The 22646-nt window shown below is 62.1% G+C and carries 22 protein-coding genes; 12 read left to right on the plus strand and 10 right to left on the minus strand.

The features are described 5' to 3' along the window. Positions 1-50 precede the first annotated feature (50 nt). The 3 genes from msrB to N5A93_RS04010 all read left to right on the plus strand — a co-directional run bounded on the left by msrB (position 51) and on the right by N5A93_RS04010 (position 2067). Entirely contained in the window at positions 51-500 is a 450-nt protein-coding gene (gene msrB, locus N5A93_RS04000; protein ID WP_268953769.1) for a peptide-methionine (R)-S-oxide reductase MsrB, read from the plus strand. Next, positions 497-1009: a peptide-methionine (S)-S-oxide reductase MsrA gene (msrA, locus tag N5A93_RS04005; protein ID WP_268953770.1), complete on the plus strand. Its 513-nt coding sequence runs from the start codon at positions 497-499 to the stop codon at positions 1007-1009. Before msrB ends, msrA begins: the two co-directional genes overlap by 4 nt. Before the next feature lie 134 nt (positions 1010-1143). After that, complete coding sequence (locus tag N5A93_RS04010; RefSeq protein ID WP_268953771.1) at positions 1144-2067, plus strand: DMT family transporter; 924 nt, start codon at positions 1144-1146, stop codon at positions 2065-2067. Positions 2068-2076: 9 nt separating this feature from the next. Here N5A93_RS04010 and N5A93_RS04015 read toward each other — a convergent pair whose 3' ends face one another. From N5A93_RS04015 to N5A93_RS04035, 5 genes are all read right to left on the minus strand, one after another. Further along, on the minus strand, positions 2077-3402 hold the full coding sequence (locus N5A93_RS04015) for an NAD(P)/FAD-dependent oxidoreductase (RefSeq protein WP_268953772.1): 1326 nt from the start codon (positions 3400-3402) through the stop codon (positions 2077-2079). After that, positions 3399-4214: an ABC transporter permease gene (locus tag N5A93_RS04020; RefSeq protein WP_268953773.1), complete on the minus strand. Its 816-nt coding sequence runs from the start codon at positions 4212-4214 to the stop codon at positions 3399-3401. Before N5A93_RS04020 ends, N5A93_RS04015 begins: the two co-directional genes overlap by 4 nt. Then, entirely contained in the window at positions 4211-5101 is an 891-nt protein-coding gene (locus N5A93_RS04025) for an ABC transporter permease subunit (protein WP_268953774.1), read from the minus strand. The genes N5A93_RS04020 and N5A93_RS04025 overlap by 4 nt, the downstream gene beginning before the upstream one ends. Before the next feature lie 3 nt (positions 5102-5104). Then, a complete protein-coding gene (locus tag N5A93_RS04030; RefSeq protein WP_268953775.1) occupies positions 5105-6229 on the minus strand; it encodes an ABC transporter ATP-binding protein in 1125 nt (374 codons plus the stop codon). A gap of 64 nt (positions 6230-6293) precedes the next feature. Beyond that, entirely contained in the window at positions 6294-7379 is a 1086-nt protein-coding gene (locus tag N5A93_RS04035; protein WP_268953776.1) for a polyamine ABC transporter substrate-binding protein, read from the minus strand. Between the two features lie 148 nt (positions 7380-7527). Here N5A93_RS04035 and N5A93_RS04040 point away from each other — a divergent pair, with 148 nt between their 5' ends. Continuing rightward, entirely contained in the window at positions 7528-8223 is a 696-nt protein-coding gene (locus N5A93_RS04040; RefSeq protein ID WP_372920893.1) for a GntR family transcriptional regulator, read from the plus strand. Between the two features lie 90 nt (positions 8224-8313). After that, a complete protein-coding gene (locus N5A93_RS04045) occupies positions 8314-9711 on the plus strand; it encodes an aspartate aminotransferase family protein (protein WP_268953778.1) in 1398 nt (465 codons plus the stop codon). A 27-nt stretch (positions 9712-9738) separates the two neighbouring features. Here the strand turns inward: N5A93_RS04045 and rfbA are convergent, their stop codons facing one another. The 5 genes from rfbA to doeA all read right to left on the minus strand — a co-directional run bounded on the left by rfbA (position 9739) and on the right by doeA (position 14401). Continuing rightward, the gene (rfbA, locus tag N5A93_RS04050) at positions 9739-10608 is read right to left on the minus strand and encodes a glucose-1-phosphate thymidylyltransferase RfbA (RefSeq protein WP_268953779.1); all 870 of its coding nucleotides are present in this window, start codon (positions 10606-10608) and stop codon (positions 9739-9741) included. Further along, positions 10605-11462 carry a dTDP-4-dehydrorhamnose reductase gene (gene rfbD, locus N5A93_RS04055; protein WP_268953780.1) on the minus strand — a complete coding sequence of 286 codons (858 nt, stop codon included), beginning with the start codon at positions 11460-11462 and terminating at the stop codon, positions 10605-10607. Before rfbD ends, rfbA begins: the two co-directional genes overlap by 4 nt. After that, positions 11459-12499: a dTDP-glucose 4,6-dehydratase gene (rfbB, locus tag N5A93_RS04060; protein ID WP_268953781.1), complete on the minus strand. Its 1041-nt coding sequence runs from the start codon at positions 12497-12499 to the stop codon at positions 11459-11461. Before rfbB ends, rfbD begins: the two co-directional genes overlap by 4 nt. Beyond that, positions 12496-13074 (minus strand): dTDP-4-dehydrorhamnose 3,5-epimerase, encoded by a 579-nt coding sequence (gene rfbC, locus N5A93_RS04065; protein WP_372920895.1) that lies wholly within the window; start codon positions 13072-13074, stop codon positions 12496-12498. Before rfbC ends, rfbB begins: the two co-directional genes overlap by 4 nt. Before the next feature lie 142 nt (positions 13075-13216). Then, positions 13217-14401, minus strand: coding sequence for an ectoine hydrolase DoeA (gene doeA, locus N5A93_RS04070; protein ID WP_268953968.1), 1185 nt, complete (start codon positions 14399-14401; stop codon positions 13217-13219). Positions 14402-14564: 163 nt separating this feature from the next. Between doeA and eutB the strand changes: the two genes are divergently transcribed. The 7 genes from eutB (at position 14565) to N5A93_RS04105 (ending at position 22607) form a co-directional block, all read left to right on the plus strand. Then, positions 14565-15566 carry a hydroxyectoine utilization dehydratase EutB gene (gene eutB / locus N5A93_RS04075; protein WP_268953782.1) on the plus strand — a complete coding sequence of 334 codons (1002 nt, stop codon included), beginning with the start codon at positions 14565-14567 and terminating at the stop codon, positions 15564-15566. Then, positions 15556-16548, plus strand: a complete 993-nt coding sequence (locus N5A93_RS04080; RefSeq protein WP_268953783.1) for a cyclodeaminase — start codon at positions 15556-15558, stop codon at positions 16546-16548. The genes eutB and N5A93_RS04080 overlap by 11 nt, the downstream gene beginning before the upstream one ends. Then, positions 16545-17018, plus strand: a complete 474-nt coding sequence (locus N5A93_RS04085) for an Lrp/AsnC family transcriptional regulator (RefSeq protein WP_268953784.1) — start codon at positions 16545-16547, stop codon at positions 17016-17018. Before N5A93_RS04080 ends, N5A93_RS04085 begins: the two co-directional genes overlap by 4 nt. A 108-nt stretch (positions 17019-17126) precedes the next feature. Next, the gene (locus tag N5A93_RS04090; RefSeq protein WP_268953785.1) at positions 17127-18602 is read left to right on the plus strand and encodes an NAD-dependent succinate-semialdehyde dehydrogenase; all 1476 of its coding nucleotides are present in this window, start codon (positions 17127-17129) and stop codon (positions 18600-18602) included. A gap of 77 nt (positions 18603-18679) precedes the next feature. Further along, positions 18680-20050 (plus strand): aspartate aminotransferase family protein, encoded by a 1371-nt coding sequence (locus N5A93_RS04095; RefSeq protein ID WP_268953786.1) that lies wholly within the window; start codon positions 18680-18682, stop codon positions 20048-20050. 230 nt (positions 20051-20280) lie between these two features. Further along, positions 20281-21384: an ABC transporter ATP-binding protein gene (locus N5A93_RS04100; protein WP_268953787.1), complete on the plus strand. Its 1104-nt coding sequence runs from the start codon at positions 20281-20283 to the stop codon at positions 21382-21384. A 110-nt stretch (positions 21385-21494) separates the two neighbouring features. Next, positions 21495-22607 (plus strand): extracellular solute-binding protein, encoded by a 1113-nt coding sequence (locus N5A93_RS04105; protein ID WP_268953788.1) that lies wholly within the window; start codon positions 21495-21497, stop codon positions 22605-22607. Positions 22608-22646 lie beyond the last annotated feature (39 nt).

Consider the following 22646-nt stretch of genomic DNA (forward strand, 5'->3'; position numbering starts at 1 on the left):
CCCGGCGCATTTGCCCCATCTTGTCAAACACAGGACAATGGAGCGCATCAATGGCCAAGTATGAACGAAACCCCGATGCCATCGCCGCGCTGGATCCGGACAGCTATTGGGTGACGCAGGAAAACGGCACCGAGCGCCCCGGCACCGGCAGGTATCTTCAGAACAAGGAGCCGGGCATCTACGTGGATGTGGTGTCGGGCGAGCCGCTTTTCGCATCGGGCGACAAATACGAGTCGGGTTGCGGCTGGCCCAGCTTCACCAAGCCCATCGAACCCGCCCATATCAACGAATTGCGCGACAGCAGCCACGGGATGGAGCGCGTCGAGGTGCGCAGCGCCCATGGCGACAGCCATCTGGGGCATGTGTTTCCCGATGGTCCCGTGGATCGTGGCGGCTTGCGCTATTGCATCAACTCGGCAAGCCTGAGGTTCATCCATCGCGACGACATGGAGGCTGAAGGCTATGGCGACTACCTGGACCAAGTGGAGGACGTGACATGACGGAACGCGCAGTTCTGGCCGGAGGCTGTTTCTGGGGCATGCAGGACCTGATCCGCAAGCTTGACGGGGTGATCAGCACGCGCGTCGGGTATACCGGCGGCGATGTGCCGAACGCCACCTATCGCAACCATGGCACCCATGCCGAGGGAATCGAGATCATCTACGATCCCGCGCGAATCAGCTATCGTGATCTTCTGGAGTTCTTCTTTCAGATCCACGATCCGACCACGCCCAATCAGCAGGGCAACGATTTCGGGATGAGCTATCGCTCGGCGATCTATTACGTCGATGCGGACCAGAAACACGAGGCGGAACGCACCATCGCGGATGTGGAAGCCTCGGGGCAATGGCCCGGCAAGGTCGCGACCGAGATCGAGCCGGTCGGCGATTTCTGGGAGGCGGAGCCCGAACATCAGGATTACCTGAGGCGCTTTCCCAATGGCTATACCTGCCATTTTCCGCGCCCCGACTGGGTGCTGAAACACGCGGCGCCCAAGAAAACCGGCTGATGAAACAGAGCATATCAGGCTGTAACAGAGCCTGATATGCATTCCGCGAAAGCGCGCAATGCACGGGCGCGCGCGGGTGGCAATTGACCTTGGGCGCGCCGCGTCGCATGGATAAGCGGCAAGGAGTCGCGCCCATGAGCCCATTCAAGGGCATCGCCCTGAAACTGATTTCCGTCATCCTGTTCGTCATCATGTCGGCGCTGATCAAGGCGACAGCCGATCATGTGCCGCCGGGACAGGCGGTATTCTTCCGCTCATTCTTCGCCATCCCGGTGATCCTGGGTTGGCTGGCCTTGCGGGGTGATCTGCAAACCGGTCTTCGGGTGAAATCGCCGATGGGTCATTTCTGGCGCGGTTTCGTGGGCACGGCGGCGATGGGGCTGATGTTTGGCGGTCTCGGCCTCTTGCCGCTGCCCGAGGTGACGGCGCTCAGCTATGCCGCACCGCTCCTGACCGTGGTCTTCGCTGCGATGTTCCTTGATGAGCGCGTCGGCGTGTTCCGCTTCGGTGCGGTGGCCTTGGGGCTGGCGGGGGTGCTGGTGGTGCTGTCGCCAAGGATGAGCGCGCTGGCGGGCGAGACCGTCGAGACCGTGCAGGCGGTCGGCGCCGTTATGGTCCTGCTCGGTGCGACCTGCGCGGCGCTGGCGCATATCTATATCCGCAAGATGGTGGCGACCGAACAGACCAGCGCGATCGTGTTCTATTTCTCGCTCACCTCGACCTGCCTGTCGCTGCTGACGATCCCGTTCGGCTGGGTCGTTCCGGGCGGCACCGAGATCATCCTGTTGATCCTTGCAGGGCTTCTCGGGGGGTCTGCGCAGATATTCATGACGGCGGCCTATCGTTTCGCGGATGCCAGCGTCGTGGCGCCGTTTGATTACGCTTCGATGCTGTTTGCACTGCTGATCGGGTATTTCGTCTTCAGCGAGGTGCCAACGATGCAGATGTTGATCGGTGCGGCGCTTGTGATCGTTGCGGGGCTTGTCATCATCCTGCGAGAACGGCATCTGGGGCTGAAGCGCGGGCGCGCCAGATCGGCGCGAACGCCGCAGGTTTAGAGCCTGTTTTCAGTCACCCATGATCCTGGCCACCGCATAGGGTGGCCAGAGCCAGGCGCGCCGGAACCGCCCCAGTGGGAAGCGTCGGGGCGGTTTTCGCATGATCTGGGGCCAGTCGGCATGCGGCGGTCTGCCCTGCGCAAGATCGGCCAGGATCACGCCCGCATGGCTCGCCATCGCCACCCCGTTGCCCTGATAGCTGAGCGCGGTGAAGGCGCCGGGCATCTCGGGGATCGGCCCGGCATAAGGTGTCATGTCGCGCGACAGGCTCAAGAGGCCATTCCAGCTATAGGGTGTGTCCACATGCGCCCAGGCAGGAAACATGCGTTCGAAATGGCTGCGGATGGTGCTGTGCATTCCGGCATCCGCGGCCGCCGAGCTGAAAAGCCCGCCGCGCATCCCGAACAGAAAGCGCCGATTGGGCATCAGCCGGAAATAGTGCAGAAAGAACCGCTCGTCATAAGCCATCTGACCGGTCGACCAGCCCTGTTCGGCGATCTCCGCCTCCGAGAGGGTGCGGGTGACAAGGACGTTGGATTGCGCGGGCAGGTAGCGGGCGCGCATCCAATCTGGAAGATCGTCTGACGAATAGCCGTTGGTCGCCACGATCAGGCGCTTGGCGGTGATCTGTGCGGCGTCGGTATGCAAGGTGAAGCCGTTGCCCTGGTCGATCCGCCTGACCGCGCTGTTGGCGAAGATGCGCGCCCCGGCATCCTGCGCGGCGCGGGCCAGCCCCAATGCGTATTTAGCCGGGTTCAGCGCGAATCCGACCGGAATGGTCATGGCGCAGTGAAACGGGCCGGTCATGCCCTTTTCGGCGAGCCGTTCAGGTGGAGTGATCTCAGGGGTGACGCTCAGATCGGCTTCGATGCGGCGGCATTCGGCCTCGAAACCGATCAGGGATTTCGCGGTGAAGCCCATGACAGACTCGCCGCGCGAATGCCTGTCCACGTCCAGCGCGTGCCGCTCGATGAGCGATTCGACGGTGGCAACGGCGGCCATCTCACCACGTCGCGCCTCCTGGCGCGCGGCATCGCCATGGAGTTTGGCGATCACGTTGTCGGGTGCGCCGAAACCGCCAAGACAGCAAAAGCCGCCATTGCGCCCCGATGCACCCCAGCCTGGGGTTTCGGCCTCGAGCAGGGCGACGTCGGCGCCCGCTTCGGCCAGATGCAGCGCCGCGGACAGCCCGGTAAAGCCCCCGCCGATCACGGCGACATCGCAGGCAAGCGGGCCTTGGGCGGTGGAAAAGGCCGGATTCGTGACTGTATCGGCCCAATAGCAGCTTTCGCGCGGGGCCGCGCCATAGGTATGTTCGGGAAAGATCCGTTTCATAGGCGCTCTGCGGCGCGTTCCTCGGCCTGCTGGCGCAAGGCCGAGCGCTTGGTGATGATCGACGCGGTGATGACCCCGACCGAGACTACGGCAATCAGGATGGTCGAAAGCGCGTTGATCTCGGGGCTGACGCCCAGCCGGATCGACGACCAGATCTTGATCGGCAATGTGGTGGCCGACGGACCGGCGGTGAATGACGCGATCACAAGATCATCAAGCGACAGCGTGAACGCCAGAAGCCAGCCCGAGATGACCGCCGGCGCGATGATCGGCAAGGTGACCAGCCGGAAGGCCTGCATCGGCGAGCAGCCCAGATCCAACGCCGCCTCTTCCAGCGAGCGGTCAAAGCTGACCAGCCGCGACGAGACCACAACCGAAACATAGCACATCGAAAATGTCGTATGCGCCAGGATGATCGTGAGTATGCCGCGATCCAGCCCGATCCCGATGAACAGCAGCAACAGCGACAGGCCTGTTATCACCTCGGGCATCACCAGCGGCGCATAGATCATCCCGGAAAACAGCGTGCGCCCCAGGAACCGCCCGCCGCGCACCATGACATAGGCCGCCATCGTCCCCAGAACCGTGGCGATGGAGGAACTGACGAAGGCCACCTGCACCGTGACCCATGCGGCATCCAGAAACGCCTCGTTGCGCAGCAGGGTGCCATACCACTTGGTCGAGAACCCGGCCCAGACCGTGACCAGCTTGGATTCGTTGAAGCTGTAGACGATCAGAAGCACCATCGGCAGGTAAAGGAAGGCAAAGCCGAGCGTCAGCGAGGTGACGTTGAACCATGTCAGGCGTCTCATCCGTCGGCCTCCCGCTGTTTCTGTTCGTTGCGCTGGAACAGGATGATCGGGATGATCAGGATCAGAAGCAGGATCACAGCCACCGCCGAGGCCACCGGCCAGTCACGGTTGTTGAAGAACTCCTCCCACAGGACCTTGCCGATCATCAGCGTCTGCGACCCGCCCAGAAGCGAGGGAATCACGAATTCGCCGATCGTCGGGATGAAGACCAGGAAACAGCCCGCGATGATGCCGTTCTTGCTGAGCGGTATGGTGATCAGCCAGAAGGCCGTGACCCGTGAACAGCCCAGGTCCTCGGCCGCCTCCAGAAGGGATCCATCCATCCGTTCCAGTGCGGCATAGATCGGCAGGATCATGAAGGGCAGATAGGTATAGACGATACCGATATAGACCGCGACGGGCGTGTTGAGGATGGTCAGCGGCTCGGAAATCAACCCCGTCCAGAGCAGGAACTGGTTGAGATACCCCTCGCCCGAAAGGATCCCCATCCACGAATAGACACGGATCAGGAAACTGGTCCAGAACGGCAGGATCACCAGAAGCATCAGCGTCGCGCGCCAATGTTCGGGCGCGCGGGCCATGCCATAGGCAATGGGATAGCCCACCAGCAGCGTCAGCATGGTGGCGATCAGCGCGATCCTGACCGACGAAAGATAGGCTTTCCAGTAAAGATCGTCGGTGCTCAGGAAGGTGAAATTCTCGAGATCCAGCGCGCCGAGGAAATCCTTGAATCCCTGCCAGCCCGCAGCGAAATCCAGCGTCGGGGTATAGGGCGGAATCGCCAGTGCGGTATCGCTGAGGCTGATCTTCAGCACGATGATGAACGGCACGAGAAACAGCGCCAGCAACCACAGATACGGGGTGAGGATGAGTACCGCGCGCCGCATCGCCTAGTGCTCCAGCAGGACGGCTGCGGTGTCGGTCCAGCCAAGCCAAACCTCGTCCCCCCAGGTGAGGGCACGGCGCGACAGGCGGCGGGTATTGGCGGTCTGGGCCTTGATGATCTGCCCGGTCGGCAGCTCGACGTGATAGGTCGAAAGGTTGCCGAGATAGGCGATATCCAGGATCTTGCCCTTGAGCGCATTGCGCTTGTCTTCGGGCTTTTGCGCCGTGATAGAGACTTTTTCGGGCCGGATCGCCAGGTAGCAGCGCTGGCCTTGCGTTAGCTGCACATCCGACACCGCATGCAGGGCGGGCTGGCCTTCGGCGAAGGTGATGTCATAGCCGTCTGCGGCGCGTTTCGCGGTGCCTTCGATGATCGTCACATCGCCGATGAAATCCGCGACATAGACGGAATTGGGGTTCTCATAGATGCGCGCCGGGGTATCGGCCTGCACGATCCGGCCGTGATCCATGACCGCGACGCGGCTGGCGACGGTCATCGCCTCTTCCTGATCGTGGGTCACGATCACAAAGGTGGTGCCGGTCTTTTCCTGGATATCCATCAGCTCGAACTGCGTGTCCTGGCGCAGCTTGGCGTCAAGCGCGCCCAACGGTTCATCCAGAAGCAGCAGTTTGGGCGCCTTGGCAAGGCTGCGCGCCAACGCCACGCGCTGCCGTTGCCCGCCCGAAATCTGGTGCGGCTTGCGGCGCGCGAATTTCTCGAGCCGGGTGAGTTTAAGCATCTCGGCCACGCGGTCGCCGATGGCCTGCTTGCTCATGCCGTCGCGCTTGAGCCCGAATGCGATATTGTCCCAGACCGACAGATGCGGGAACAGCGCATAGGACTGGAACATCATGTTGACCGCCCGCTTGTTGGGCGGGATCGGCGCGATGTTCTGACCGGCCAGCAGGATCGTGCCCTCGGTCGGGGTTTCGAAACCGGCCAGCATCCGCATCATCGTGGTCTTGCCGCAGCCCGACGGGCCAAGCAGCGCAAAGAACTCCTTCGGAAATATATCGAGTGTCTGGTTGTCGATGGCGGTGAATTCGCCAAAGCGCTTGGTGACGCCCTTGAACTGGATCAGCGGTTTTTCGTTCGGGTCGTTCCACGGCTCGAATACGGTCTGGCCCATGCCTGTCCCACCTGTCGGAGAAAGAAGGCCCGCGCGATCAGGTCGCGCGGGCCATGTAGGGGCGTCAGGTGCCCGATTTGATCTTGGTCCAAAGGCGCGTCACGACGCGCTGCACCTTGGCCGGATAGGGCGTGGTGGTGAACAGGTTGTTCATCGCCTCTTCGGACGGATAGATCGCCGGGTCTTCGATCACATCCTCGACCAGGTATTCCTGCGAGGCCTTGTTGCCGTTGGCGTAATAGACATAGTTCGACGCCGCCGCCATGTTCTCGGCATCCATGATGAAGTTCAGGAATGTATGCGCGCCTTCGGGGTTGGGCGCATCGACGGGAATCGCCATCTGGTCAAACCACATCTGCGCGCCTTCTTTGGGGGCGTTATAGGCGATCTCGACACCGTTGTCGGCCTCGTCGGCGCGGTCGCGCGCCTGAAGGATATCGCCCGACCAGCCGACCGCGACGCAGATATCGCCATTGGCCAGCGCGTTGATGTATTCCGAGCTGTGGAACTTCTGGATGTTCGCGCGGACGGGTGCATAGACCTCCTCGACCTTGGCGATCACGTCGGGATCATGGCTGTCGGGGTCTTCGCCGATATACTTCAGCGCGGCGGGAATCATCTCGGCGGGCGCGTCAAGGAAATGCACGCCGCATTCGGCCAGCTTGTCCATGTTCTCGGGGTTGAAGACCAGCTCCCAGCTGTCGATCGGGGCGTCTTCGCCCAGCAGTTCCGTTACCTTGCCAACATTCACACCGATCCCGGTGGTGCCCCACATGTAGTTGATGGAATAGGCGTTGTCGGGGTCATATTGCGCGGTGCGCTGTTCGACCACGTCCCACATTTTGTCCAGATTCGGCAGCTTCGACGGGTCCAGCTTCTGGAAGGCCCCGGCCGAGATCTGGCGCTGCAGGAAAGTGCCCGAAGGCACGACGACATCGTAACCCGAACCGCCCGCCAGCATCTTGGTTTCCAGGACCTCATTGCTGTCGAACACGTCATAGACCAGCTTCAGGCCGGTCTCTTCCTCGAATTTCTCAAGCAGGTCCTCGTCGATATAGTCGGACCAGTTGTAAACGCGTACTTCCTGCGCCGTGGCGCTGAGCGCACCCAAGGCCAGAGTCGCGGTGGTGGTCAGAATCAGCTTTCGCATTATTGTCTCCCGTTGGTTCGGCGCTTTTTGCAGCCTTGATGGCGGATTTGATCAAAATTTTCCGCTCATGGCAATATAGCAATGTTTCCACGCAGCCGTTAAACTCGCAAGGTCGGTTGTGTCGATAAGGTGGCTGGAGGCCCGAAACATGAACAAGGCTGCCGCTAAAATGACCAGTTCCGCCCCTGACAAGGGGCGGCTGCCCGCGCATGAGCTGATTTACCGCCAGCTGCGCGATCTTGTACTGTTCGGCGATCTGGCGCCGGGGCAGGCTGTGACGATCCAGGGGCTGACCGATCGCCTTGGCGCCGGGATGACCCCTGTGCGCGAGGCGATTCGCCGCCTGATCAGCGAAGGCGCTCTGGAATTCCAAGGCAACCGCCGCGTAAGCGTCCCGCTGTTGAGTGCGGGCAATATCAGCGAATTAATCGTGGCACGTCAGTGGCTTGATCCGCATCTGAGCCAGCGCGCCACCGAACGGGCCGACGCGCATGACCTCGATGAACTGACAGAGATGGACGCGGCGCTCGACGAGGCGATTCGCCGGGGCGATCTGCGCGGATATCTTGAGCGGAACTACCGGTTTCACCAGCGGATCTATGAATTGGCCGATGCCCCGATCCTCGCGGATGTGGCGGACGGTCTGTGGCTGCGATTCGGCCCGTCGCTGCGCGTGGTCTGCGGCAGGATGGGCACCCAGAACCTGCCGGACAAGCACAAGGACCTCCTTGCGGCAATGCGCGCGGGCGATGCCGAGGCCGCGGCGCGGGCAATTCGCGAGGATGTGATTCAGGGCATGGAACAGGTGCGCCAGTCTCTGGGCGCGCCGGACGCGGCGCGCTGATTCGATTGACAGCGGATAATTTGATCATATTCTTGTGACAAGAGCGGTGCGCGGCGGCGCGCCCGCTATCTCATTGCGAAAGGTTCCGTCATGACGCTGATCACGAATCACATGCCCACGGCGCAATTGCAGGCGCTCGATGCGGCGCATCACATGCATCCCTTTACCCGTGGCGACGAGCTGGCCGGGAAGGGCGCACGTGTCATCACCCGCGCCAAGGGCGTCACCCTGACCGACAGCGAGGGTCATGAGATCCTCGATGCGATGGCGGGGCTTTGGTGCGTCAATATCGGCTATGGCCGCGACGAGCTGGCCGAGGCCGCCGCACGCCAGATGAAGGAACTGCCCTATTACAACACCTTCTTCCAGACCACCCATGTCCCGGCCATCGCGCTGGCCGACAAGCTTGCGGAACTGACGCCCTATGACCTCAACCACGTGTTCTACGCCGGGTCCGGGTCCGAGGCGAATGACACCAATATCCGCCTTGTGCGCACCTATTGGGCACAGAAAGGCAAGCCCACCAAGAAGGTCATCATCAGCCGCAAGAACGCCTATCACGGCTCCAGCGTCGGCAGCGCCAGCCTTGGCGGCATGTCGGCGATGCATGCGCAGGGCGGCCTGCCGATCCCTGACATCCACCACATCAACCAGCCCCACTGGTATGGCGAAGGCGGCGACATGTCGCCCGAGGAATTCGGCCTGGCCCGCGCCCGCGAGCTCGAAGACGCGATCCTGGAACTGGGCGAAGACCGCGTCGCCGCCTTTATCGGCGAGCCGGTGCAGGGCGCGGGCGGCGTGATCATCCCGCCCGAGACTTACTGGCCCGAGATCCAGCGCATCTGCGACAAATACGAGATCCTGCTGATCGCCGACGAGGTGATCTGCGGGTTCGGGCGCACCGGCACCTGGTTCGGCTCCGAAAGCTTCGGCATCAAGCCGCATGTCATGACCATCGCCAAGGGGCTCAGCTCGGGCTATGCGCCCATCGGCGGCTCGCTGGTCTGCGACGAGGTGGCCGAGGTGATCAATGGCTGCGATTTCGCGCATGGCTACACCTATTCGGGGCACCCCGTCGCCTGCGCTGTCGCGCTGGAGAACCTGCGCATCCTCCAGGAAGAGGGCATCGTCGATCGCGTCGCATCAAAGACCGCGCCTTACCTGAAGAAGAAATGGGAAACCCTTGCCGATCACCCGCTGGTCGGCGAGGCGCGGATCGCCGGCATGATGGGTTCGATCGCGCTGTCGCCCGACAAGGCGCACCGCGCCGCCTTTGCCGCCGATCCCGGCACCGCCGGGCTGATCTGCCGCGAGGCCTGTTTCGCCAACAACCTGGTGATGCGCCATGTCGGGGACCGCATGGTGATCTCGCCGCCGCTGGTCATCACCCATGAAGAGATCGACACCCTGATCGCGCGCGCCGGTGCGGCGCTGGATCAGGCCCATGCGCGACTCAGCGACCAAGGTCTGATGGTCGCCGCCAGTTGATGAGAAAGCCCCGGAAAGCCGCCTTTGTCAGAGGCGGCTTTTCAGGTAACGGCCATAGTCGTTCTTGGCGAACATCCTGGCGCGTTCGGCCAGGTTTTCGTCACTGATCCAGCCCATGTCATGCGCGATCTCGTCAAGGCAACCGGTCTGAAGCCCCTGCCGCTGGGTCAAAGTGCGCACGAAATTGCCCGCATCCAGAAGGCTGGCATGGGTGCCGGTATCGAGCCACGCATAACCCCGCCCCATGCGCTGCACATCCAGCTTGCCGGCATGCAGGTACATCTCCAGCAAGGTGGTGATTTCAAGTTCGCCGCGCTCCGAGGGTTTCACGTCGCGCGCCAGCCGGGGCGCGTCGCCATCCAGGAAATAGAGCCCCGTGACCGCATAGTTAGACGGCGGCACATCGGGCTTTTCGATGATCTGCTGCGCATGTCCATCGGCGTCGAAGCTGACCACGCCATAGCGCTCGGGATCGGCGACGTGATAGCCGAACACCGTGCCGCCGCTTTCCTGCTTGTCGGCCTCGGCCAGAAGCGCCGACAGGCCATGCCCGAAAAAGATGTTGTCGCCCAACACCATCGCCGATGGCGCGCCATTCAGGAAATCCTCGGCCAGGATATAGGCCTGCGCCAGCCCGTCGGGCGACTCCTGCACGATATAGGTCAGCGACAGCCCCCATTGGCTGCCATCGCCCAGCATCCGCTTGAACTGGTCCTGATCCTGTGGGGTGGTGATCATCGCGATCTCGCGGATCCCCGCCAGCATCAGCACCGACAGCGGATAATAGATCATCGGCTTGTCATAGATCGGCAAAAGCTGTTTCGAAACGCCGATGGTGATCGGGTAAAGACGTGTGCCCGATCCACCGGCAAGAATGATCCCTTTTCGCTGCGTCATGCGCTCAACACTCCCAAATCTTTCAGAACGGCCTTGAGGCCCGCGCGCCAGTCGGGGCGCTCAATGCCGAAAACAGTCTCTGTTTTGGCGCAATCAAGCCTCGAATTGAGCGGGCGGCTGGCCGGTGTCGGGTAATCCGATGTCGCAATACCGCTGACCGCCACAGGGCGCGCGGACATGTCGAAGATCGCTTCGGCAAAGTCCTTCCAACTGGCGTCTGGCGCCCCTGAGAAATGATAGATGCCGCTTTTGGCCGGGTCGGCCTGCAACTGTTTGGCGATGGCAAGACAGGCCGCGGCGATATCGGCGGCCGCGGTCGGCCCGCCGATCTGGTCATCGACAATATTGAGCGCGTCGCGGCTTTCGGAAAGGCGCAGCATGGTCTTGACGAAATTGCCGCCATGGGCCGAAAAGACCCAGCTCGTGCGCAGGATCGCATGGGTGCCGCCCGCTTGAGTGATGGCCTCCTCGCCCGCCAGTTTGCTGCGCCCATAGATGTTTTGCGGTGAAACAGGGTCTGTTGGGGTATGCGGTGCGGTGCCGCTTCCGTCGAAGACGTAATCGGTCGAGATCTGCACCAGCGCAATGCCCATCTCGGCGCAGGCATGGGCCATGGCCGCCGGGGCGATGGCGTTCACCTGATGGGCAAGCGCCTCTTCCTCTTCGGCGCGGTCCACTGCGGTATAGGCTGCGGCGTTTATCACGGCGCTTGGCGCATGGGCGCGGATCGCCTTTTCGCAGGCGGCGGGATCACGCAGATCGGCCTCATCCCGGCCCAGGAACACGGCATCCGGCGCGCGCTTCGCAAGCTCGGTGGCGACCTGTCCGGTCTGGCCGAAAACAAGCAGGCTCATCCCGTGCCCACCCGTGTTCCGACGCCCTCGATCTGCAGCAGGGGTTCCCACCATTCCGGGTTGTCGAGATACCATTGCACGGTCTTTTCCAGACCCTGTTCCACGGTAACCGAGGGCTTCCAGCCCAGCTCGTCGGTGATGCGGTCGGGGTCGATGGCATAGCGGGCATCATGGCCGGGGCGGTCGGTGACAAAGCGGATCAGATCGCGATAAGAGCCGGTTTTGCGCGGGCGCTTTTCATCGAGGCAATCGCAGATCGCATGCACCAGGTCGATATTGCGCCGCTCGTTATGTCCGCCCACGTTATAGCTGCGCCCCGGCTGCCCCTTTTCCACCGCCAGCAAAAGCGCGTCGGCATGGTCTTCGACGAACAGCCAGTCACGCACATTCAGGCCCTCGCCATAGACGGGGATGTCCTTGCCGTGAAGTGCGTTCAGGATGACCTTGGGAATCAGCTTCTCGGGAAAATGATAGGGGCCGTAATTGTTTGAGCAATTGGTCAGCACCACCGGCAGCCCGTAGGTGTGGAACCAGGCCCGCACCAGATGGTCCGAAGACGCCTTTGAGGCGGAATAGGGACTGCGCGGGTCATAGGGGGTTTCTTCGGTGAACAGCCCCGTATCGCCCAGCGAGCCATAGACCTCATCGGTCGAGATATGGTGAAAGCGGAACCCGGCGGGGCGGTCCTTGGCGACCCAATGGGTGCGGGCGGCCTCAAGCATGTTGTAGGTACCGATGATGTTGGTCTCGATGAAATCGCCCGGCCCGTCGATCGAGCGGTCCACATGGCTTTCGGCCGCCAGGTGCATGACCGCACCGGGATCATGCTCCGCAAAGATGCGCGCCAGTGCCGCGCGGTCGCGGATATCGGCATGTTCGAAACTGTAAAGCGGGCTGTCGGCCACTTCGGCGACGTTCTCAAGCCGCCCCGCATAGGTCAGCGCATCAAGGTTCACCACCTCATGCCCGCGTTCCACCGCAAGGCGCACGACCGCCGAGCCAATGAATCCCGCGCCGCCTGTCACAAGGATCTTCATGCCGTGTCTCCGTATGTGAAGGGGCTGTCGAACTCTGCGAACATCTGTGCTGCGGCGTCCTTGTCCGAAAGGACCGGCGCGCCGGAAAGGCCCCAGTCGATCCCGATGTCGGGATCGTCAAAGCGCACCGCGCCATCGCATTCGGGCGCGTAGTAATCCGAACACTTGTAGATGATTTCTGTGTCGGGTTCGCGGGTGGCGAAACCGTGCAGGAAACCTTCGGGGACCAATAGCTGCAAGCCGTTCTCGAAGGTCAGTTCATAGCCGACCCATTGACCATAGGTCGGGCTGCCCTTGCGCGCATCGACCGCAACATCGAACAGCCGCCCGCGCCCGCAGCGCACCAGCTTGGCCTGAGCATGAGGCGGGGATTGAAAATGCAGCCCGCGCACCGTGTCGACCGCCGCCGAGACCGAGTGATTATCCTGTACGAAGTCGATATCGACGCCGTGCTCCAACAGGGTCTTGCGGTTCCAGCTCTCCGAGAAGAACCCCCTGTTGTCGCCAAAGCGGCGCGGCTCGATCAGCAAAACGCCGGGCAGTTTCGTTTCCGTGACCTTCAAAATCGGCTCCATCGTGGCGACCCTGCACCAGCCTTTAGCAAGCCCCGGCAGGATTGTCACCGCCCCAGCGGCTGCGCTTGCGACAGGCGAAGCCACCGCGAGAAATACGGACACGATACCGACCCGATACAGATAGGCCGATTCCATCCTGTGCTCAGTCTTTGATGAACATCTTGCGCGGGCGATTGCAGAAGGTTTCCGCCGGGCCGTCGGGCTTGATCAGGATCGACTCCGTGATCTCGAGCCCCCAATCCGACATCCACAGACCCGGCATGAAATGGAAGGTCATGCCCGGCTCCAAAACGGTTTCGTCCTCGGCCCGCAGGCTGATGGTGCGCTCGCCCCAATCGGGCGGATAGCTGAGCCCGATGGGATAGCCACAGCGCGCGCCCCTTTCGATCCCGGCGCGTTCCAGCGGCGCGGCCAGCGCATTGGCGATGTCGCAGGCGCGATTCCCCGCGCGCGCGGCATCAAGCCCCGCTTCCAGCCCCTCGACCAGAGCCTTTTCCGCATCCAGCAGGAATTGCGGAGGCTTGCCAAGAAACAGGGTCCGGCACAGCGGCGCATGGTAACGCCGGTAGCAGCCCGAGATCTCGAAGAACGTCGCCTCGCCCTCGGCGAAATCGCGGCCATCCCATGTCAGGTGCGGTGCGGCGGCGTCCGACCCCGAGGGCAGCAGGGGCACGATGGCCGGGTAATCGCCCCAGTTGCCATCGGTGCCACGGATGCCGTCGCGGAATATTTCGGCGACAACCTCGTTCTTGGGCACGCCCGGTTCGACCCGTTCCAGCAGCCCGTCGACGATCTTTTCCGAGATCGCGGCGGCCTTGCGGATAAAGGCCAGTTCCTCGCCCGACTTGACCGCGCGCTGCCAGTTCACCAGCGCGGTGGCGTCCACCAGCGTGGCGTTCGGCATCTCGGTCTGCATGACCGTGAAGGCCTTGGCCGAGAAATAGTAGTTGTCCATCTCGACACCGATGCGCGCATTGTCCAGCCCCATGCCTTTCAGGCGTTCGGACAGATCCTGCATCGGGTGGCGGTCGGTGGACTGGACGTAGTTGTCGGGATAGCCGATCACACGGTCGTCGGTCATCCAGACGGTGCGCACGCCGCCATTGGCATCCTGATTGCGGCCCCACCAGATCGGATCGGCGTCGGGCAGGACGATGACACCCTGATGCACATAAAAGGACCAGCCATCATAGCCTGTCAGCCAATTCTGGTTGGACGGGTCGGTCACGAACATCGCGTCGATTCCGGCCCTTTCCATGGCACGGCGGGTTTTTTCCAGCCGGCGCTGGAATTCTGCATCGGAAAACGGAAGGTATTTCTGGATCATCGTCATACCCGAAGTTAAGGAACATTCTTGCGCCTTACTGCGCAGGGAGCCAGCCTGCCCCAAGGAAAACGGCATGAAATGTCGTTTTTGGGAAATTACCTGTCGCGCAGTTGACGCTAGGTTGCCCCGGCGCAAAGCTGTCTTCAGCGATCCGGAGGTTGAAATGCAACTGACCCTCGCCGACATTCATGCCGCGGCCAAGGTGATCCGTGGAGTCGCCGATGGCACGCCCTTGGTTCCGTCCCCATTCATGAGCGCCTGCTCGGGGGCTGAATTTCTGCTCAAGCTTGAGAACATGCAGCCGATCGGCGCATTCAAGCTGCGCGGTGCGCTGAACGCGGTGGCGGGCGTGACCGTGGCCAGGGGCGTTACCTGCTGTTCGACGGGCAATCACGGGCGGGGCGTGGCCTATGCCGCCGGGCAGCGCGGGATGCGTGCGGTGATCTGCATGTCCGAACTGGTGCCGCGGGCCAAGGTCGATGGCATTCGCGCATTGGGTGGCGAGGTGCATATCGCGGGCCGCAGCCAGGACGAGGCGCTGGCCGAATCCCGGCGCCTTGCCCGCGACGAGGGCCTTTACGAAATCTCGCCATTCGACGACCCGCTGGTGATTGCGGGGCAGGGCACGATCGGGCTTGAAATCCTGTCGGCGCGTCCCGACATCACCACCCTGCTTGTGCCCTTGTCGGGTGGTGGGCTGGCGGCGGGGGTGGCGCTGGCCGCCAAGGCGATCAACCCGCAGATCCGCCTGATCGGCATTTCGATGGATCGCGGCGCGGCCATGTATGAGAGCATCCGCGCGGGTAAACCCGTCGAGGTCGAGGAAGTGGCGTCTTTGGCCGACTCGCTTGGCGGCGGTATCGGGATGGAGAACCGCCTGAGCTTTCCGATCTGCCGCGATCTGCTGGACGAGACCTTGCTGGTCTCCGAGGACGAGATTTACCACGCGATGCAGGTGCTCTATTACGAGGACCGGATCGTCGCGGAAGGCGCTTGCGTCGTGGGGATGGCCGCGGTGCTGAGTGGCCGGATCGAACTTAATGGTCCAACGGCAACCATTGTGACCGGGCGCAATCTGGATATGCCGACATTCACCCGTGTCGTCACCGGGCAGGATGTGCAACTGGGCGACATCACCGTGAAAGGGAAACCCTATGCCGCATGATATCAGGATCCTGACCGAAGCAGAGCTGCGCGACACGGTGGCGCTTGATATCGAAACGGTCGACGTGATCGAACAGGCCTTCATCGCGCTGGCCGGGGGGAATGTGGTGATGCCGCCGATCATGTCGATGGATTTGCCCGCCGCCAATGGCGAGGTGGATGTGAAGACCGCCTATATTCCGGGCTTCGACGGGTTCGCGATCAAGGTCAGCCCCGGTTTTTTCGACAATCCCAAGCTGGGCCTGCCTTCGCTCAACGGGCTGATGATCCTGTTTTCGGCCAAGACCGGGCTGGTGCAGGCACTGTTTCTGGACAATGGCTATCTGACCGATATCCGTACAGCCGCCGCCGGGGCTGTCGCCGCGCGGCATCTGGCACCCGAAGAAGTGGGTACCGCGGGCGTCATCGGCACAGGCGTTCAGGCGCGCCTGCAGATGCAGGCGGCGCATCTGGTGCGGCCATTCAGGAAGTTGCTGGTCTGGGGGCGCGATCAAGCCAAGGCGCAGGCTTGCGCCGATGACCTAGCGGCAAGTCTGGGGATTGAGGCCAAGGCCGTTGCCGCGCCCGAGGATCTGGTCGCGCAAAGCCAGCTTGTTGTCACCACGACGCCTGCGCGTGAACCGGTGCTCAGGGCCGAGTGGCTGCATCCGGGGCTGCATATCACTGCGATGGGATCGGATCAGGAAGGCAAGAACGAGATCGACCCCAGAGCACTGACACAGGTCGATCTGTATGTCGCCGACCGCGTCAGCCAGACCGAGATGCTGGGTGAGTTGCGCAGTGCCAAGGCGGCCGGCCTGTGGCAGGCGGGCATCCCGGCCGAACTCGGCCAGGTCATCCGGGGCGATGCGCCCGGACGACGCGGCGCGGATGACATCACCATCGCCGACCTGACCGGCACCGGCGCGCAGGATACGGCCATCGCCAGCCATGTTTTCGCGCTGCTTGGCGATAGCGCCGCAGGCACGGTGATCCGCGCATGAAGCTCGACGCGCGCGATTTGCAGATCCTTCGCGTGTTGTCGCAGGAGGGGCGCATCACCAAGGCGGAACTGGCAACGCGGGTGGGCCTGTCGGCAAGCCCCTGCTGGGAACGCCTCAAGAAGTTGGAACAGGCCGGGTTCATCGACGGTTACGGCGCGCGGATCAACCTTAAGAAACTTGGCTCGCATGTCACGGTGTTCGTGGCGGCGGAACTGGCCGATCATACCCCGGCCAGCTTTCGCGCCTTCGAGGACAGCGTGCGGAATTTTGACGAGATCACCGCCTGTTGGGCCCTGGGTGGCGGGTTTGATTATCTGTTGCAGATCGTGACCACCGATATCGACGCCTATCAGCGCCTGATCGACGAGATGCTCGAGGCGAGCATCGGGTTGGCGCGGTATTTCACCTATATCGTGACCAAGCCGGTGAAATCCCCTTCGCTTCCCCCGCTTGAGATGCTTTTAGGGTGAATCCTCCGAAACTTTGCTCATTGGCAGAAGAATCGTCTGCTATAGCGCCGGAGTTTAGCCCCAAAGCATGTTCCCGAGCAGATATTCTTCCTCAAAAGGAGGATTTGCATGTCTGATTCAGCGATCTGGACCCGCAATGGCGTGAAAGACGCGCGCCTGGTGCGGAATTTTTCATATGTTAACGGCAAGTGGACCGCCGGGGACGATGGCGCGACCGTTGCCGTTACCAACCCGGCGGACGGTGTGACGCTGGGTGATGTGGCCAGCCTGTCGGCGGATCAGGCACGGCTCGCGGTGGACGCCGCGCATGCGGCCTTTCCGGATTGGTCCATGACGTTACCGCAGGACCGCTCAACGATGCTGCGGCGCTGGTTCGACCTGATGATCGAGCACAAGGAGGACCTGGCCCGCATCATGGTGCTGGAACAGGGCAAGCCATTGTCCGAAGCGCGCGGCGAGATCGACTATGCGGCCAGCTTTGTCGAATATTACGCCGAAGAGGCGAAGCGCCCTAACATAGAAGGTGTCACCAGTCACCTGCCCGACGCCGAGGTCGAACTGTGGTTGGAGCCCGTGGGTGTGGCGGCGCTGATCACGCCGTGGAATTTCCCGGCGGCGATGCTGACGCGCAAGGCGGCGGCGGCGATGGCGGCTGGCTGCACTGTGGTTGCGCATCCCTCGAGCGAGACGCCCTATTCCGCGCTGGCGCTGGCCGAGCTGGCCGAGCGTGCGGGCATTCCTGCGGGCGTGTTCAACGTGGTGACAGGCCGGGCCTCGACCATCGTCGAGCCCTGGACGCGGGACGCGCGCGTGCGCGCGCTGTCACTCACGGGGTCTACGGAGATCGGCAGGCTGCTCTATCGGCAATCGGCAGACACGGTGAAGCGGCTGGTAATGGAACTGGGCGGCCACGCCCCGGTGATCGTGTTCAAGAACACCGATATGGACACTGCCATTGAGGAAACCATCAAGGCCAAGTTCGCCACCTCGGGTCAGGATTGCCTGGGTGCGAACCGGATTTACGTGGAGCGCGCGGTTTATGACACCTTCTGCCGCCGCTTCACCGAGGCGACACAGAAGCTCAGCCTCGGGATCGGCATGGACGACCCCGATATCGGCCCGCTGATGAATGAAAAGGCCGTGCAGAAGCAGGAAGAGCATGTGGCCGACGCGTTGGCCAGGGGTGCGAAGCTGGCATGCGGGGGCAAGCGCGACGATCTGGGCCCGCTGTTCTATCAGCCCACGGTGCTGACCGATGTGCCGGACGAGGCGGCGATCATGAGCGATGAAACTTTCGGTCCGGTAGCGGCGATCACGCCATTCGACACCGAGGACGAGGTCGTTGCGCGCGCCAATGCCACCGAGTTCGGGCTTGTCGCCTATCTCCACAGCCACGATCCGCGCCGGATCTACCGCGTGACGCGCGCGCTGCAATTCGGCATGGTCGCGGTCAACCGCACCAAGGTCACCGGCGCGCCGATTCCTTTCGGCGGGGTCAAGCAGTCCGGTCTGGGCCGCGAAGGTGCGCGCAAGGGCATGGAAGAGTTTATGGAAGTGAAATACGTCTGCCGCGATTGGGCATGAGCGGGCAGGCGCAGTGACAGATGCCGGCCCCGCGCCGCTGAACCGGCCGGGCCAGGGAACAAGCGAAAGGAAAGACGATGCTGAAGAACGATCAACTTGACCAATGGGACCGGGAGAATTTCTTCCATCCCTCGACGCATCTGGCGCAGTTCGCCCGCGGAGAGGCCCCCAACCGGATCATCACCGGCGGCACGAATTGCCATATCGAGGACCGTGACGGCACCAAGCTGCTGGATGCCTTTGCCGGGCTTTACTGCGTGAACGTGGGCTATGGCCGCCAGGACATCGCCGATGCGATCGCCGAGCAGGCCAAGGAACTGGCCTATTATCATGCCTATGTCGGCCATGGCACCGAGGCCAGCATCACCCTCTCGAAGATGATCATGGACCGCGCGCCCAAGGGCATGTCCAAGGTCTATTTCGGCCTGTCGGGTTCGGATGCCAACGAAACCAACGTCAAGCTGATCTGGTATTACAACAACATCCTTGGCCGCCCCGAGAAGAAGAAGATCATCTCGCGCTGGCGCGGCTATCACGGGTCGGGGCTGATGACCGGCTCGCTGACCGGGCTCGAGTTGTTCCACAAGAAGTTCGATCTGCCGCTGTCGCAGGTGATCCATACCGAGGCACCCTATTACTATCGCCGCGACAATCTGGATCAGAGCGAAGAGCAGTTCGTGCAGCATTGCTCCGACTCTCTCGAAGCGCTGATCGAGCGCGAAGGCGCAGACACCATCGCCGCCTTTATCGGCGAGCCTGTTCTGGGCACCGGGGGGATCGTGCCGCCGCCCGCAGGCTATTGGGAAGCGATCCAGAAGGTGCTCAAAAAGCACGACATCCTACTGATCGCCGACGAGGTCGTGACCGGCTTTGGCCGCCTGGGCAGCATGTTCGGATCGGATCACTACGGGCTTGAGCCCGACCTGATCACCATCGCCAAGGGACTGACCAGCGCTTATGCGCCGCTGTCGGGTTCGATCGTGGGCGAGAAGATGTGGAAGGTTCTGGAGCAGGGCACGGACGAGAACGGCGCGATCGGCCATGGCTGGACCTATTCGGCGCACCCGATCGGCGCGGCAGCCGGGGTTGCCAATCTCAAGCTGCTGGACGAACTGGACCTGATCTCGAACAACCGCGAGGTGGGCGGCTATCTCAACAAAACCATGACGGAGGCTTTGGGCGATCACCCGAAAGTTGGTGAGGTTCGTGGCGAGGGGATGCTTTGTGCCGTCGAGTTCGTGAAGGACAAGGATAGCCGCACCTTCTTTGATGCCGCCGACAAGATCGGGCCGCAGGTCGCCAGCGCATTGGGCGCCGACGGTGTGATCGGTCGCGCCATGCCGCAAGGCGACATCCTGGGCTTTGCACCGCCCTTCTGCCTGACTCGGCAAGAGGCCGACGAGGTCGTTTCGAAAACCGCCGCGGCGGTGAAAAAGGTGCTTGGCTGACGTTGCGTCATGCCTTGCAGGGCCATGACCGACCCGGTTGGTCATGGCCATTTTGCCTGAATGAACTGCCCATTTTTCCCGAAATGCCGCTTTTGACTGCGCAATGTTCCTTGAGCGTTGCATATTCTGCGGATCAGCGGGAATTCTACTTGCAACAGGTGGCTATTGACGGTTTAGTTCCGCACTGAACGTGGAAATAATCCATGGGTAACAACGACAGGGAGCCACAATTGGCGCAGACTGCGAACAATGATGCGTTCGTTGCATTCGAACGCGTGCAGAAGAGTTATGACGGCGAGACCCTAGTCGTCAAAGACCTCAATCTTTCGATGCCGAAGGGCGAGTTTCTTACGATGCTCGGGCCATCGGGGTCCGGCAAGACGACCTGCCTGATGATGCTGGCCGGGTTCGAGACCGCCACCCATGGCGAGATCAAGCTGGATGGTCGGCAGATCAACAACATTCCGCCGCACAAGCGCGGCATCGGGATGGTTTTCCAGAATTACGCCCTGTTCCCGCACATGACCGTGGCCGAGAACCTGTCCTTCCCGCTGGAAGTGCGCAAGATCGGCAAGTCCGACCGCGAGGGCAAGGTCAAACGCGCGCTGGACATGGTGCAGATGGGCGATTTCGGCGGACGCCGGCCCGCGCAGCTTTCGGGGGGTCAGCAGCAGCGGATCGCCTTGGCCCGCGCTTTGGTATTCGAGCCCGAGCTTGTCCTGATGGACGAACCGCTTGGCGCGCTTGACAAGCAGCTGCGCGAACACATGCAGTTCGAGATCACCAACCTGGCGCATGAGCTGGGGATCACGACGGTCTATGTCACTCATGACCAGACCGAGGCATTGACGATGTCCGACCGTGTGGCGGTGTTCGACGATGGCCGCATCCAGCAGCTTGCGCCGCCCGACGAACTTTATGAAAGCCCCGATAACAGCTTCGTGGCGCAATTCATCGGCGAGAACAATACGCTGGCGGGCACGGTCAAGGAGATCAGTGATGATATTTGCCTGGTCGAGTTGGACGATGGTGGGTTGATTGACGCCAAGCCGGTAAATGTCAGCCAGCCCGGCGAGCGCACGACCATTTCGATCCGGCCCGAGCGGGTCGAGGTCGATATCACCAAGCTGGGCGAGAATGCCCATACGCTCGATGCCGAGGTGCTGGAGTTCATCTACATGGGCGACGTGTTCCGCACCCGCCTGAGGGTGGCGGGGCGCGACGACTTCATCATCAAGACCCGGAATTCGGCGGATCAACGGCGCCTGAAGCCGGGTGAGAAAATCAAGATCGGCTGGTTGCCGCGCGACTGTCGCGCGCTCGACGCGGTCTAGACCATGTGCATTCGTGCCCCTCGGGGCGCGATAAGCCCGAGGCTTCGCCGTTCCCGCCCGTAACGCGGAGCCCAAAGTTCAAAACGGGAAAATAATGTTGGGAGCATGAAATGAAACTAACGACGACTCTTATGGCCTCTACCGCGCTGACGGTTGCCGCTGTCTCAGCGCACGCACAAGACATGGCCGATTCGCTGACGCTCGTTTCTTGGGGTGGCGCTTATCAGGAAAGCCAGATGAAGGCTTACGTTGAACCTTACATCGCCGATAACCCCGGCGTGTCGGTCACCTGGGACGAATCCTCGGCCGAAGCCGTCGCCAAGCTGCGCGCAATGGATGAGGCCGGCAACTTGACTTGGGATCTGGTGGATGTGACCGCCGCGGACGCGATGCGCCTTTGTGATGAAGGCCTTGCAATGGAAGTCGATCACGATGAAATCCTGGCGCCTGCCCCCGATGGCACTTCGGCGTCAGATGACTTCGGTGACATGATTGTCAGCGACTGCTTCATCCCGCAGATCGCCTATTCCTATACCTTCGGCTACCGCAACGACGTGGCCGAGTGGAACGGTCAGGTCCCGACCGAAATCTGCGACGTGTTCGACCTGGAAACTTTCCCGGGCAAGCGCAGCCTCGAGAAGCGTCCGCACAACAACATGGAATGGGCGCTGATGTGCGACGGTGTCGCGCGTGATGAAATCTACGATGCTCTGGAAACCGAAGAAGGCCGGAACCGTGCGCTCGCCAAGCTCGATACCATCAAGGATGAGGTGGTTTGGTGGAGCTCTGGCGCCGACACTCCGCAGCTGCTGGCCGACAAGGAAGTTGTGTTCGGCTCGACCTACAATGGCCGTCTGTTCAGCCTGATTGCCGAGCAGAATCAGCCCGTGGAAATGATGTGGGACAGTCAAGCGTATGACATCGACGGCTGGATCATCCCGGCCGGTCTGGAAGACGACAAGCTGGCACGTGTGCTGGACTTCCTGTACTTCGCCACGGACACGCAGCGTCTTGCAGATCAGGCCAAGTACATCTCCTACGGCCCGGCGCGGAAGTCTTCGGCACCGCTGGTCGGTGAGCACGCGGAGCTTGGAATCGATATGGCTCCGCATATGCCGACGAGCCCGGAAAACTCCGTGAACGCGTTCGTCATGAACTTCGAATGGTGGGCTGACTACCGCGATGATCTGGACGCGAAGTTCCAGTCGTGGCTGGCCAACTGATCGGTCTCGCCGATACCTGACCATGCGGGAGGGCCGTGC

This window comes from Roseovarius salincola (genome assembly GCF_026891095.1).
Lineage (GTDB): Bacteria > Pseudomonadota > Alphaproteobacteria > Rhodobacterales > Rhodobacteraceae > Roseovarius > Roseovarius salincola.

What these genes read in the sequence shown, in the direction of transcription:
- msrB (WP_268953769.1), top strand. Translation starts at nt 51, where the DNA reads ATGGCCAAGTATGAACGAAACCCCGATGCCATCGCCGCGCTGGATCCG.
- msrA (WP_268953770.1), top strand. Translation starts at nt 497, where the DNA reads ATGACGGAACGCGCAGTTCTGGCCGGAGGCTGTTTCTGGGGCATGCAG.
- N5A93_RS04010 (WP_268953771.1), top strand. Translation starts at nt 1,144, where the DNA reads ATGAGCCCATTCAAGGGCATCGCCCTGAAACTGATTTCCGTCATCCTG.
- N5A93_RS04015 (WP_268953772.1), bottom strand. Translation starts at nt 3,402, where the DNA reads ATGAAACGGATCTTTCCCGAACATACCTATGGCGCGGCCCCGCGCGAA.
- N5A93_RS04020 (WP_268953773.1), bottom strand. Translation starts at nt 4,214, where the DNA reads ATGAGACGCCTGACATGGTTCAACGTCACCTCGCTGACGCTCGGCTTT.
- N5A93_RS04025 (WP_268953774.1), bottom strand. Translation starts at nt 5,101, where the DNA reads ATGCGGCGCGCGGTACTCATCCTCACCCCGTATCTGTGGTTGCTGGCG.
- N5A93_RS04030 (WP_268953775.1), bottom strand. Translation starts at nt 6,229, where the DNA reads ATGGGCCAGACCGTATTCGAGCCGTGGAACGACCCGAACGAAAAACCG.
- N5A93_RS04035 (WP_268953776.1), bottom strand. Translation starts at nt 7,379, where the DNA reads ATGCGAAAGCTGATTCTGACCACCACCGCGACTCTGGCCTTGGGTGCG.
- N5A93_RS04040 (WP_372920893.1), top strand. Translation starts at nt 7,528, where the DNA reads ATGAACAAGGCTGCCGCTAAAATGACCAGTTCCGCCCCTGACAAGGGG.
- N5A93_RS04045 (WP_268953778.1), top strand. Translation starts at nt 8,314, where the DNA reads ATGACGCTGATCACGAATCACATGCCCACGGCGCAATTGCAGGCGCTC.
- rfbA (WP_268953779.1), bottom strand. Translation starts at nt 10,608, where the DNA reads ATGACGCAGCGAAAAGGGATCATTCTTGCCGGTGGATCGGGCACACGT.
- rfbD (WP_268953780.1), bottom strand. Translation starts at nt 11,462, where the DNA reads ATGAGCCTGCTTGTTTTCGGCCAGACCGGACAGGTCGCCACCGAGCTT.
- rfbB (WP_268953781.1), bottom strand. Translation starts at nt 12,499, where the DNA reads ATGAAGATCCTTGTGACAGGCGGCGCGGGATTCATTGGCTCGGCGGTC.
- rfbC (WP_372920895.1), bottom strand. Translation starts at nt 13,074, where the DNA reads ATGGAGCCGATTTTGAAGGTCACGGAAACGAAACTGCCCGGCGTTTTG.
- doeA (WP_268953968.1), bottom strand. Translation starts at nt 14,401, where the DNA reads ATGATCCAGAAATACCTTCCGTTTTCCGATGCAGAATTCCAGCGCCGG.
- eutB (WP_268953782.1), top strand. Translation starts at nt 14,565, where the DNA reads ATGCAACTGACCCTCGCCGACATTCATGCCGCGGCCAAGGTGATCCGT.
- N5A93_RS04080 (WP_268953783.1), top strand. Translation starts at nt 15,556, where the DNA reads ATGCCGCATGATATCAGGATCCTGACCGAAGCAGAGCTGCGCGACACG.
- N5A93_RS04085 (WP_268953784.1), top strand. Translation starts at nt 16,545, where the DNA reads ATGAAGCTCGACGCGCGCGATTTGCAGATCCTTCGCGTGTTGTCGCAG.
- N5A93_RS04090 (WP_268953785.1), top strand. Translation starts at nt 17,127, where the DNA reads ATGTCTGATTCAGCGATCTGGACCCGCAATGGCGTGAAAGACGCGCGC.
- N5A93_RS04095 (WP_268953786.1), top strand. Translation starts at nt 18,680, where the DNA reads ATGCTGAAGAACGATCAACTTGACCAATGGGACCGGGAGAATTTCTTC.
- N5A93_RS04105 (WP_268953788.1), top strand. Translation starts at nt 21,495, where the DNA reads ATGAAACTAACGACGACTCTTATGGCCTCTACCGCGCTGACGGTTGCC.